At 43.6% G+C, this 11,808-nt stretch carries 11 protein-coding genes; 5 read left to right on the top strand and 6 right to left on the bottom strand.

Going from position 1 to position 11,808, the window contains the following annotated elements; all coding sequences use genetic code 11:
• Positions 1–2,129: hypothetical protein (locus A3756_RS28300; RefSeq protein ID WP_197481519.1), on the top strand; the 2,129-nt coding region annotated here is incomplete at its 5' end.
• A 90-nt stretch (positions 2,130–2,219) separates the two neighbouring features.
• Positions 2,220–3,275 (top strand): TIGR02281 family clan AA aspartic protease, encoded by a 1,056-nt coding sequence (locus A3756_RS24285; RefSeq protein ID WP_197470141.1) that lies wholly within the window; start codon positions 2,220–2,222, stop codon positions 3,273–3,275.
• 9 nt (positions 3,276–3,284) lie between these two features.
• On the opposite strand, the gene A3756_RS24280 is transcribed toward A3756_RS24285, so the two are convergent.
• A complete protein-coding gene (locus A3756_RS24280) occupies positions 3,285–3,611 on the bottom strand; it encodes a hypothetical protein (RefSeq protein WP_068554914.1) in 327 nt (108 codons plus the stop codon).
• Positions 3,612–3,793: 182 nt separating this feature from the next.
• Here A3756_RS24280 and murJ point away from each other — a divergent pair, with 182 nt between their 5' ends.
• Positions 3,794–5,401, top strand: coding sequence for a murein biosynthesis integral membrane protein MurJ (murJ, locus tag A3756_RS24275; RefSeq protein WP_082865483.1), 1,608 nt, complete (start codon positions 3,794–3,796; stop codon positions 5,399–5,401).
• A gap of 32 nt (positions 5,402–5,433) precedes the next feature.
• Here the strand turns inward: murJ and A3756_RS24270 are convergent, their stop codons facing one another.
• The 3 genes from A3756_RS24270 to A3756_RS29090 all read right to left on the bottom strand — a co-directional run bounded on the left by A3756_RS24270 (position 5,434) and on the right by A3756_RS29090 (position 7,376).
• Positions 5,434–6,015, bottom strand: coding sequence for a superoxide dismutase (locus A3756_RS24270; protein WP_068515364.1), 582 nt, complete (start codon positions 6,013–6,015; stop codon positions 5,434–5,436).
• Positions 6,016–6,241: 226 nt separating this feature from the next.
• On the bottom strand, positions 6,242–6,880 hold the full coding sequence (locus A3756_RS24265) for a pseudouridine synthase (protein ID WP_068516250.1): 639 nt from the start codon (positions 6,878–6,880) through the stop codon (positions 6,242–6,244).
• Between the two features lie 133 nt (positions 6,881–7,013).
• The gene (locus A3756_RS29090; protein WP_082865482.1) at positions 7,014–7,376 is read right to left on the bottom strand and encodes a cold shock domain-containing protein; all 363 of its coding nucleotides are present in this window, start codon (positions 7,374–7,376) and stop codon (positions 7,014–7,016) included.
• Between the two features lie 343 nt (positions 7,377–7,719).
• Between A3756_RS29090 and clpS the strand changes: the two genes are divergently transcribed.
• Together clpS and clpA are read left to right on the top strand one after the other, a co-directional pair.
• Positions 7,720–8,076: an ATP-dependent Clp protease adapter ClpS gene (clpS, locus tag A3756_RS24255; RefSeq protein WP_068516258.1), complete on the top strand. Its 357-nt coding sequence runs from the start codon at positions 7,720–7,722 to the stop codon at positions 8,074–8,076.
• A gap of 76 nt (positions 8,077–8,152) precedes the next feature.
• On the top strand, positions 8,153–10,411 hold the full coding sequence (gene clpA, locus A3756_RS24250) for an ATP-dependent Clp protease ATP-binding subunit ClpA (protein ID WP_068554912.1): 2,259 nt from the start codon (positions 8,153–8,155) through the stop codon (positions 10,409–10,411).
• A gap of 104 nt (positions 10,412–10,515) precedes the next feature.
• Here clpA and infA read toward each other — a convergent pair whose 3' ends face one another.
• Both infA and A3756_RS24240 read right to left on the bottom strand, forming a co-directional pair.
• On the bottom strand, positions 10,516–10,734 hold the full coding sequence (infA, locus tag A3756_RS24245) for a translation initiation factor IF-1 (RefSeq protein ID WP_068516263.1): 219 nt from the start codon (positions 10,732–10,734) through the stop codon (positions 10,516–10,518).
• 209 nt (positions 10,735–10,943) lie between these two features.
• On the bottom strand, positions 10,944–11,693 hold the full coding sequence (locus tag A3756_RS24240) for an arginyltransferase (RefSeq protein WP_068516266.1): 750 nt from the start codon (positions 11,691–11,693) through the stop codon (positions 10,944–10,946).
• Positions 11,694–11,808: the final 115 nt, after the last annotated feature.

Here is an 11,808-nt window from a genome sequence, read left to right as displayed (position 1 = left end):
ATATTTCAATCTTGGTGAGTACCGATACCGTCTATAAAGTTGACCATGAAACGAATGAACTCAAGGCTATCAATCACTTTAAGAATGAAATATGTGAGATTCATCCAAAAGAGCTAGTCGTCTCTTCTCTTTCTGATTCCGGTACCGGTACCGTTGAGACCTTTTCGGTTAGGCATGCGGAGTCGGTTTATGTTGTGACCGCAGTCGATGAGGAAGACGGTTCAGCGTGTGAAAACATGGATGCAAGTCGAACATATTATGAACTACCCTTAAACTATCAGTTCGATGCTTCGTTTACAGACCCCTCTCTTACTGATGAGTTGCTTATTGTTGATGAAGCTCAGGCTAAAGCAAAGTTAGTGTTTGGCTGGATTGATAACCCGGATAATGCAGGGGAATATATTTTAAATTATGGTTACCTTGGTTATAGCTTTGCGCTGAGGAAGTTAGAGTTTTTTGACCAGGACAGGAATTCTGTATGGTCGCAAACCAGAGAGCTTGCTTCCTACCCATCAATTGACGCGAATGGGTTTACGTCTCCATTTTATCTCTTTGATGTACGTACCTTGGATAATTATCAATACCTGGTCCAAATGAATCAGGATATTTTTGTTGTCGATGCAAGCACAGAGTTTTTTGCAAAGACTCAGAGTGATGTCGGCACAATATTGACCGATCGGATAATAAATATCGGCAGCTATGCTCCTTATATCGCGGGGGGTGTCGAGCCAGGGATTTATGAAGTAGAAGCGTATCATGATGATGATGACTTAGTGATCATTGATGAAGGGAAGATTTTTACCTACCCATTTTTACAAAACCAATTTACGCCTGATAGCGTCAGTCATGACTACCTTGTTGAGACAAATGACGGATTTATCTATCAGGAACAAGCACACAGACGCAAGAAAACGTTTTCACAATTCGACTATCAGCGCTGTGACGAAGAGGATGATGCTTGTAATGCCGCTCATGATGTCACGGCTTCTTCCTGGCAGTTTATAACGGATTGTGATGCCGATCTCGGCTGTCAGTTGGAGCAGGATGTTGCAGACTTGTGTGAGACTCAAGAAGAACATGATGTGAGCCAGTCTGGCAGAAATATTTGTTCTGCCGAGTTTTTTGAGCACTTGGGGGAGTTGAATAATACAGAGAACGATGCCCAGTTCGTTGGTTATATGCAGTACTTGGCAGATTCCTTGAATAAGTATGAAGTGAGTATTTTTGAAGACAGCTTGTTGTTATCTGCATCAATGCTCGAAAAAGATCTGATTGTTCGTTATTTTTATAAGCAGTCTTTGTCAGCGCCAAAATCAGTACGTGAGCATGTTATGTTTGGTGCTGAATCAGATCTATATGCTCTGGAGCACTTTGTTGAAAATAACAACGTATATATCAGTGCTTTGATTCCAGGAGCGGTGAGAAGTAATGAGTGTTATAAAAACTACCTTCGTGTTGAGTGTGACCTGGGTTCCCAAGAAGGTGGTGGGAGTGACCGATGTACGGGGGCTGATCTGGCAGAGGGTACGTGTTTCTCTTCTTTTACCGAATTTGAATCTACAGCACTGTTTTGCACTCCTAATCAGGTATTAACTAGAGTATGTGCTGATGCTAGTCTTGACTCAGGCTCAATTCGTACTGAGGCAAGCGATGAAGATGGTAAATGGGTGCGCATGCTTGACCTGAGTGGTGACGAGGCTGATAGGCAGACAGTATATCTATTGACGTCCTCGCATCAGGAAGCGCTTGATGAACAGGTTCTTGATGAAGGACGCTTGCTGACACCTACCTTGTATGAAATTGACGATAACGATGGCTCTCTTGGCTCAGAGCTTGGCGTATTGAATGATGTTGTTGAGACGGTTATTGGCGGAGTGCTTTATCAGAAAGCGAGTGGCGCTGAACCGTTGTTTGAGGGCTTGCTGGATGTCCTTTCTTATGACGTGTCTGTCTCGGAGGAAGAGGGTGCTTCAGGTCAGGAATTACTTAGTCGTCATTCCAAGTATGCTATTGTTAATACCTTGAGTGATGATAATAGTGCTGTTTCGGTACGTCAGACTCCAAGGTTGGCGGAAACAGTCTTTAAACGATTTGACACTGCGCCAAAGTCAACGGGTTCATCTGAATAGACAAAGAAAAATATTTCAAGTTCAGAATAGGTAGTCCGCGTCTTCATGAGTGGTGTAGTGAGCTATCACTGGTCTGAAAGGGGGCTTATCTTGAATAGAACGTCAGGCTACTTATTAGCGCTCTGTGCTGGAGTATCTTTGGGTTGGCTAGCGCAGCAGTTCTGGTTTGCTGGTCTCGATCAGCAAGTTTCCAGCTCTCAGAGAGATTTGCTTCGAAATGAGCAGCGCCTAAAAAACTTGCGCTCAAAGGAGCAGAATTTAAAGAAACCGGCTAGCCTGGATTCTGTTGACAGTACTTCTACAAAAACCGAAATGACCGATATCGAGCTTCTTGCCGATCAGCTTGAGAATAAGGCTCAGCTATCCGAGACTGACTTTCAGGTCATTTTTAGTGTTGCCAAGCAAAAACTTGCTCAAGGTAATGTTCAGGACGCAATAGTCTACTTGTACGATTTGCGTCTACTGGTGGACTCTCAGTTTGAAGATGCCTACCTGAATGGTGTTCAAGACTTTGTGCAACATCTGGAGCAAACGCTGGAGAAAGCTGGTGAGCATGATTTATTAATTGCGAGCTTTAGGCAGTTGGTGAGTTTTCAGCCAGAGTATACCCCCTATTATTTATCCCTGGCTCACTGGCTAATTGTCTCTGAGGAGTGGGATGAGGCTGAACTAAGCCTTGTGTCAGCAAGGCATGACCTTAAATATGGCGAGGAGGTTCAGCTATTGGAAAATACCATTGCTGAACTTAGAGACCGTTCTAGTCAGTATATCGTTCCCTTGCAAACTATTGGTGAGCACTATTTGCTTGAGCTGCTTGTTAATGACGAGCACAGTTTGTCGCTAATGATTGATACGGGTGCTTCAATGACTGTCGTGAAGACAGAGTTTGTTCAAGAATATTTGCCTAGCCTTTTAGATGAGGCAGATGAGCTGCTGCTCAAGACCGCCAATGGCTCCGTCAAAGGGAGCAAAGTGCAGGTGGGTCAAGTCTCGCTTGGAGGATTATCAATGGGGGATGTTACTTTGGGAGTTTTGCCCTTATCTGACTTTACTTATGATGGGCTTTTGGGGATGGATATTCTCAAGCGTTTTGAGTTTAAAATTGACCAAGAAAATCAACAGCTGGTGCTGAATCCCCAGCTGTAAGTGTGTCGCTTAATTAGTCTTTAGATCTAGATAGCCCTTCTGAATTGATGTCTCAAAAGCTTTTGCTCCTTCAGCAAGCTCTTCAAAGCGAAGGCGCAGGGTTTTGAGTTTTTTTAATTCCTCGGCACTCGGTGAGTCATCAAGATCATCATATTTTTTTCCTAGTTCATACATGAACTTTAAATAAGCTGCCCGGGTCTGGGCCACGATATTGACGATGGGTTTTAAATCGCTGGTAGAAAGTGCCTCGATTTCAGGATTAATAATCTCCCTATTCGACTTCCGATACAGCTGCTCGTAGTGCAGCATCAATCGATTAATATCTTGTTCGTCCATTGTCTTAGTCCTGTGTAATATAAACGAGTGATTGGCTAATTTATTAAGCATAGAAGGAAAATACTCGGATTCAACTTTTATCCATGCTTTGAAAAGAGAAATGTTTCTGGGCAGGGCGTCTTTGCTTTTGATATCAAGCCAAGTATGCTTCGCGCTGATACTGAATAGGTTTACGAGTGCATATGGAAAACGAGAATAAAACAAATGCTCCAAAGGAGGGGGTGTCGAGCAATATTAAAGCAAAGCAGGCAAGTGGTTTGCTTCGCTCAAGCGGTATTGTTGGAGTAATGACTATGTTGTCCCGGGTCTTCGGCTTGGTGCGGGATGTTGTCGTAGCAAACCTGTTTGGTGCTTCGGCGGGGGCAGATGCCTTTTTTGTAGCCTTTAAAATTCCAAATTTCTTTCGGCGTCTATTTGCAGAAGGTGCTTTTTCCCAGGCCTTTGTCCCAGTGTTATCTGAATACCGTAGTCAGCGCACTGAGCGAGAGGTCAGGCAGTTGGTTAACTCGGTTGCAGGTGTGTTGGGGCTGGTATTACTACTTATTACGGCTTTAGCGGTCATGGGCGCTCCATGGCTAACGGCTTTGTTTGCTCCGGGTTTTCTTGAGGATACAGAAAAATATAACCTTGCCAGCGATATGTTGAGGATAACCTTTCCCTATTTGCTGTTGATCTCTTTGACCGCTTTTGCTGGTTCAATATTGAATAGCTATGGTTACTTTGCGATACCCGCTTTTACACCTGTTTTGCTTAACTTGGTGCTCATATCAGCGGCGCTTTGGTTAACGCCGTTATTTACAGAGCCAGTCATGGGCTTGGCATGGGGGGTCTTTATTGCAGGCCTGATACAGCTGTTTTTTCAGTTTCCCTTCTTGATAAAAATGGGCTTGATGCCTCGGCCACGCCTGGATTATCGTCATGAAGGTGTTCGACGTATTTTTATACTGATGGTTCCAGCACTATTTGGTGTTTCTGTAAGCCAGATTAATCTGTTGCTCGATACAGTGTTAGCGTCATTTCTACAAACAGGAAGCGTTTCTTGGCTTTATTATTCGGATCGTTTAGCTGAGTTGCCTTTGGGGATTTTCGGTATTGCCATTGCGACAGTGATTTTACCTAGTTTGTCTCGAAAGCATAGCAGTCAGTCTCACAAAGCTTTTTCTGACACGCTGGACTGGGCTATACGGATAGTTCTGTTGATGGGCGTTCCGGCAGCTGTTGCTTTGATTGTTCTTGCTGAACCTTTGGTGACGTCGCTATTTTATTACGGTGCATTAGAACAACGCGATGTCTATATGTCGGCAATGAGCTTACGTGCCTATGCCTTAGGGCTCTTGGCATTTATGTTGATTAAGGTCTTGGCTCCCGGGTACTTTTCAAGACAAGATATGAAGACGCCTGTAAAGATTGGCATATGGGCGATGTGTGCCAACATGGTTTTCAATTTGATTCTGATCTGGCCTTTGCAACATACAGGTTTGGCATTAGCGACAGCGCTTTCGTCTTGGATGAATGCTTTGTGGCTTTTGAGTGGCTTAGTGAAGCGTGATGTTTATCATAGAAGCGAAGGTTGGGCTTTATTTGTGCTGCGGATAGTTGTTGCTGTTGTTGCGATGGTGTTGGCGGTTTCCTGGATGAATGTTGAAACCGAAATTTGGTTTGATATGAGTGTTTGGGAGCGAATAACTAAGTTGCTAGCTTTGGTTGTCGTCGGAATCGTTTCTTATTTTATCGTTTTGCTATTAAGTGGGATGAAGCTAAGAGCTTTGGTTAAAGGCTTGGGAGATTGAACCTCCTTAGTCACTAAGGAGGTTCAGAAGAATTATGCTGCTAGGTTTGCTGCAACAAATTCCCAGTTAACCAGCTTCCAGAACGCTGTCAGGTAGTTCGGACGAACATTACGGAAGTCGATGTAGTAAGCGTGTTCCCATAGGTCAACAGTTAGCAAGGCAGTCTGGCCTTCAGTCATCGGCGTTCCAGCGTTGCTAGTGTTAACAATTTCCAAAGAACCATCTGCATTCTTAACTAACCAAGTCCAGCTAGAGCCAAAGTTGTTAACAGCTTTGTCGTTGAACTGAGCTTGGAAGTCAGCGAAAGATCCAAATGCTGCATTGATAGCCTCGGCTACTGCGCCAGTTGGCTCGCCGCCGCCATTTGGGCTTAGGCAATTCCAGTAGAAAGTGTGGTTCCAGATCTGGGCTGCATTGTTAAATACTGGGCCGCTTGAAGATTTGATGATGTCTTCAAGGGACTTGCCTTCAAACTCGGTTCCAGGGATCGCAGCATTCAACTTATCAACGTAAGTTTTATGGTGCTTGCCATGGTGAAACTCTAGAGTTTCTTGAGAAATATGTGGCGCTAGTGCGTCAATTGCATAGGGAAGTGCTGGTAATTCAATTGCCATGATGGGCTCTCCATTAATAATGAAAGTCTTTTTATACTATTTCTTGGTGAGCGATTTAGTCGACTCGTTAGAAAAAGCGTGGTTAGTAAGTCTATGATTTATTATTGCTTATTATGGCTCGAATGATAGCACCTAAATTTTTATAAGCCAAAAATCTTGCCTATATGCTTAGCAAATTAGCTTTGAAGTGGTGTTTAGTTTATTTATGTGCCGTATCGCACTGGTGCTAACTAGGTTTTTTTCTGTGTGGATGCTTCTTTTTGCTTGAATGGGTGCGTCCTTTATTACGAGAAGAATGTTTTTTATTTTCTCGTTGCTTAGGTAGGTGAACTTCCAGGCTTTTATGTTCGCCTGGTTGTAGGTTGTCGATAGACCAGGGGCCAATTGCTGCGCGAATCAGGCGGAGTGTTGGGAAGCCGACTTCAGCAGTCATTCGTCGCACTTGGCGGTTTTTTCCTTCGGTGATCGTTAATGCCAGCCAGGATGTTGGAGCATTTGCGCGCTGCCTTATTGGTGGGGTTCTCGGCCACAAGCAGGGCTCTTTAATTCGTTCGGCAATAGCTGGACGTGTTAGCCCATCTTTAAGTGTTACCCCATTACGCAATTTGTTAAGGGCTTCATCGCTAATCTCCCCTTCTACCTGTGCCCAATAGGTCTTGGGGAGCTTGTGTTTCGGGTCGGCAATTCGAGCTTGCATTTGCCCATCGCCAGTTAAGATCAATAGTCCTTCTGAGTCGTAGTCCAGTCTGCCGGCGGGGTATATTTTGGGGGTTTTAATAAAGTTTGAAAGCGTTGAGCGGCCCTCATTATCAGTAAACTGAGATAGTGTGTGATAAGGCTTGTTGAATAGGAAAATAGTAGGCATGGCCACATAATACGCGGACAGGAAAAAGTCTGCCATATAAATGGCAAGTGATTTACCCGGTTTTGTATAAAATCGGGTTAAGAGTAAATGGCTAAAGGCCTGCTATCTCTAGAGGAAGGGCAGGCTCTCAGTTTCAAGCTGAAACTGCTTTGGCTTCTTGCTCTGTTGATGTTTTTGTTTCCGTGTTCAATGGTGCTTGATGGCTAGGCTGAAACTCAGAACCATTTGCTTCTTCAACAGAAATAAACTCGTCATGGTCTACGTCATGTGCAGCGGAGCTTGGTTGAACCGTTTCAACTGCCGTAATATTTACAGCGTGAAAACCTTTGTCGCCTGGCTGCTTTTCAAAGTTGACCGGCTGCCCTGCTTTAAGGGTTTTATAGCCTTCCATTTGAATTGAAGAAAAATGAGCAAAAAGATCTTCATTATCACCGTCTTCGATGATGAACCCATAGCCTTTTGCATTATTGAACCACTTTACTGTACCTTGAGGCATTATCGACTCCCGTGTCTCCTGCGTTCGAACTATGTGTCTTGGCAATCCTGAATAAAGAATTCAAGGATGTCAGACTGCCTTTTTGGGTTCTTGGGCATGTAAAAGTTCAAACACCTGAAGTTTTATTTTTATTTGTATTCCGATGCAAAGCGCATCAAGTCGCTACTGTCAAATATTTTCTTAATGCTGTCAAGCGATTTGGGCGAAAGATATGATGCCTGGCCGTAATTCTTTCGATAGTTTTGCTCATGTTTTTCTTTATGCGATTTCTTTATAAGCTCAGTTGTTGCAAAATACGTATCTACCCCCAAATAAAGAGAAATGTAAAAATTCGTATCAAACTATGAGTAAAACTAAAGATTCTCTACTAGTATTAGCTCAAGGAACGCAAAATGATCCAGGTCATGAAGATGATCTGCTTGTCGCTCCTGCTAAGCCAGCGTTTAAACAGCCTTCGATGTATCAGGTTGTCATGTTAAATGATGACTACACGCCGATGGACTTTGTTGTTGAGGTGCTATTAAAGTTTTTTTCTATGAATGAAGAAAAGGCGACCCAGGTAATGTTAGCTGTTCACACTCAAGGTTATGCCGTGTGTGGCGTGTTCAGTCGGGACATTGCAGAAACAAAGGTGGCGCTGGTGAATCAATATTCGGCTGATTGTGATCACCCATTATTGTGTGAAATCAAAGCAGTCTAGAGCTTTATAGATATAGTTCTGCGTTTTACATGGGTAATCACATTGAGCGAATTAATAATAATTTCTGGGGTGAAAGATGTTAAGTAAGGACCTCGAACTGACCTTGAACGAAGCGTTTCGAAGCGCCCGTGAGAAGCGTCACGAATTTATGACTGTTGAGCACTTGCTATTGGCTTTGCTCGACAATGATGCCGCACTACAAGTGCTGGGTGCGTGTGGTACCGAATTGTCGGAGCTTCGAGAGGAGTTAACCGAGTTTGTAGACTCGACTACACCACTTATTCCAGCGAGTGATGAAGAGCGAGAAACTCAGCCTACTCTGGGCTTTCAGCGAGTTTTGCAGCGTGCAGTATTTCATGTTCAGTCTTCTGGTAAGAAAGAAGTTACTGGCGCGAATGTTTTGGTAGCTATATTCAGTGAACAAGAAAGTCAGGCTGTTTATGTGCTTAAGAAACAAAATATCGCGCGTATTGATGTAGTAAATTATATCTCGCATGGTATTTCCAAAATTTCCGATGACTCCGAGCCAGAGCAAGAGGGTGAGGCGTCTTCTGAAGAAGGTATGGAAGAGTCAGGCCAGAGTAATCCGCTCGAGAGCTATGCATCAAACTTGAATGAACAGGCAAGCTTAGGTCGCATTGACCCACTGATTGGTCGCGAGAAAGAGGTTGATAGAGTTGTACAGATACTGTCGCGTCGCCGTAAAAATAACCCCTTGTTAGTAGGGGAGGCGGGTGTTGGTAAAACGGCGATAGCTGAAGGTTTAGCTAAGCAGATTGTTGATGGAAATGTTCCAGCAATTATATCTGATGCTGAGGTTTATTCTTTAGATCTTGGTGCTTTATTAGCAGGAACCAAATACCGTGGTGATTTTGAAAAACGTTTTAAGGCTCTGCTAGCTGAGCTGAAGAAGCGAGATCATGCTATTTTATTTATTGATGAAATTCATACGATCATTGGTGCGGGTTCTGCTTCAGGTGGCGTTATGGATGCATCTAATTTGCTGAAGCCACTACTTAGTTCTGGTGAGATTCGTTGTATTGGTTCGACTACGTTCACTGAGTTCCGAGGCATCTTCGAAAAAGATAGCGCATTGGCGCGTCGATTCCAGAAGATAGATGTAAATGAGCCGGATGTTGAGGATACGATAAAAATTCTGCGAGGTCTGAAACCTCAGTTTGAAGCACATCATGAACTCAAGTATACGGATGAAGCATTGCGCTCCGCAGCAGAGCTGGCTGAACGTTATATTACTGATCGTCATATGCCTGATAAGGCCATCGATGTGATAGACGAGGCGGGTGCTAGTCAGCGTTTGAAAGAAGCTGATCAGCGCTGTGACTTGATTGATGTCGAGGATATTGAAGATGTGGTGGCTAAAATAGCGCGAATTCCTCCTCGTAGCGTGACAAGTTCTGATAAAGATATGCTTAAGAATATTGAGCGCGATCTTAAAATGCTAGTGTTTGGTCAAGATAAGGCAATCGAGTCTTTATCAACGGCAATCAAGCTTTCTCGCGCCGGTTTGAAGTCGCCTGAGAAGCCTGATGGTGCATTCTTGTTCTCTGGTCCTACCGGTGTTGGTAAGACTGAAGTAACTAAGCAGTTAGCAACTGTATTAGGTATTGAGTTGGTTCGCTTTGATATGTCGGAGTATATGGAGCGACATACCGTCAGTCGTTTGATTGGTGCGCCTCCTGGGTACGTTGGCTATGATCAGGGTGGCTTATTGACCGAAGCGGTCAATAAGAATCCTCACTGCGTTTTATTGCTTGATGAGATTGAAAAGGCGCACCCAGAAGTCTTTAACTTGTTGTTGCAGGTTATGGATCACGGCACCTTAACCGATAACAATGGCCGCAAAGCTGACTTTAGGCATGTCGTGTTGGTGATGACAACCAATGCTGGTGCGGAAGTAATTAGTAGACGCTCAATTGGTTTTAATGAGCAAGACCATTCTTCAGATGGTATGGAAGCTTTGAATAAGGTATTTACGCCAGAGTTTAGAAATCGCTTGGATGGCATTATTCCGTTTGCTTCATTATCGAGAGAAACAGTTTGCTATGTTGTCGACAAGTTCCTTATGGAATTACAAGTACAGCTGGATGCGAAGAACGTTGTGCTGCATGTTGATGATGAAGTGAAGCTCTATCTTGCAGAGAAGGGGTATGATGAAACTATGGGTGCTAGACCAATGGCTCGTCTGATTCAGGAAGACCTCAAGAAACCGTTAGCAGAAGAAATTCTCTTTGGTAGTTTGGCTGAAGGTGGCGATGTCCATATTAATCTTCGAGATAATGAGATTGTCTTTGATTATGAGCAAGAGCCAGCCTAAGGGTTGTTATTGACGAAAAAAAGGGTAAGAACATGGTTCTTACCCTTTTTTTATGACTATAAAGTCTCGCTTAAGCGAATGAGCGCGAGCCCAGACGAAATAATCTAGCGAGCTCTGTAGGTGATACGGCCTTTAGTTAGGTCGTAAGGCGTCATTTCAACTTTAACCTTGTCACCAGTCAGTATACGAATATAGTTCTTACGCATCTTGCCAGAAATATGAGCCGTTACAATATGGCCATTTTCTAGTTCAACACGGAACATGGTGTTTGGAAGGGTGTCTATAATCGTCCCTTCCATTTCAATGACATCTTCTTTCGCCATTAAAGCGTAACCTCATAAATAATTGAGCGTTTAGTTACAACAAGCCTGAAATTTAAGAGGCTAATTATCACCTCGAATTAAAGCTCGTTATTAGAAAAGTGCGACATTCTGCCTGAATCCGAAGGATTACGCAAAATGTTTGTTTATTGATCAGTAAAATAATTGCACTTATGGCGGGTTTGAGGGGCTAAAAAGAAGTTGCTGGAGGATTATTCGCTAGAACTCAGTAGCTGGTCTCTGATGTTTATCAGCTGTTCTTCTGTATACCACTGATCACCAATTCTGGCCTCAAAAGGTGAAAACTTTGTTTTGTACGCCATTTTCTTACATTCCTTAATAAAATAGCCTAAATACAGGTAACTTAGCTCTCGATTTTTGGCTTCCTCCACTTGCCAGAGAATGGCGTAGGTTCCTAGGCTTTTAGCCGAAAGCTCAGGGTCAAAGAACGTGTAAATGGCCGAAAGGCCGTCATTAAGTTGGTCGCAAACGGCAATGCCAAGTAAATGGTCGCCTTCAGAGAATTCTATGAACTGTGTTGTGCTGTGACCATTTACCAGGAACGATCTATATTGGTCGCGGCTCGGCGGGTACATATCTCCATCCGCGTGACGGCTGTGGATATATTTCTCATATAGTAAGTAGTGGTCTTCATGGAAATCAGCTGGAAGAATTTTACCTTTCACTTGGCTGTTTTTATTCCACACCCTTTTCTGACTTTTGCTTCTTTGAAAGTTTGGTGCAGACACGCGTATTGGTGTGCAAGCTTGGCAGCTAGTGCAGTGAGGGCGGTAATAATGTTGTCCGCTACGACGGAAACCCTGTGCTGAAAGTTCGCTATAGGTATCCGTGTCGATGATAACTTTTGGGTCGGCAAAGACAGTGCTTGCTTGCATGCCCGGTAGGTAGCTGCAATCGTGCTCCGGGGTCGCGTAAAGTGCCAGCTCTTGTTGTTGTGTCATAGCTTTGGGCTTTATCCGTTGCCTTGATTGGCGAATGCCCACTCGGAATGTAAGGGGCTTCGTTTAATATTTTTATTAAGTATAGATAAAAAATCTGACCTATCGATGCATTTTG

It is taken from the genome of Oleiphilus sp. HI0086 (assembly GCF_001635225.1).
The sequence above is the reverse complement of the archived record's forward strand: the minus strand, read 5'-3'. Positions and strand labels throughout refer to the sequence as shown.

Excerpts from the sequence above, each read along its gene's own strand:
- A3756_RS24280 (WP_068554914.1), bottom strand. The coding sequence starts at position 3,611 with ATGGACGAACAAGATATTAATCGATTGATGCTGCACTACGAGCAGCTG.
- murJ (WP_082865483.1), top strand. The coding sequence starts at position 3,794 with ATGGAAAACGAGAATAAAACAAATGCTCCAAAGGAGGGGGTGTCGAGC.
- A3756_RS24270 (WP_068515364.1), bottom strand. The coding sequence starts at position 6,015 with ATGGCAATTGAATTACCAGCACTTCCCTATGCAATTGACGCACTAGCG.
- A3756_RS24265 (WP_068516250.1), bottom strand. The coding sequence starts at position 6,880 with ATGCCTACTATTTTCCTATTCAACAAGCCTTATCACACACTATCTCAG.
- A3756_RS29090 (WP_082865482.1), bottom strand. The coding sequence starts at position 7,376 with ATGCCTCAAGGTACAGTAAAGTGGTTCAATAATGCAAAAGGCTATGGG.
- clpS (WP_068516258.1), top strand. The coding sequence starts at position 7,720 with ATGAGTAAAACTAAAGATTCTCTACTAGTATTAGCTCAAGGAACGCAA.
- clpA (WP_068554912.1), top strand. The coding sequence starts at position 8,153 with ATGTTAAGTAAGGACCTCGAACTGACCTTGAACGAAGCGTTTCGAAGC.
- infA (WP_068516263.1), bottom strand. The coding sequence starts at position 10,734 with ATGGCGAAAGAAGATGTCATTGAAATGGAAGGGACGATTATAGACACC.
- A3756_RS24240 (WP_068516266.1), bottom strand. The coding sequence starts at position 11,693 with ATGACACAACAACAAGAGCTGGCACTTTACGCGACCCCGGAGCACGAT.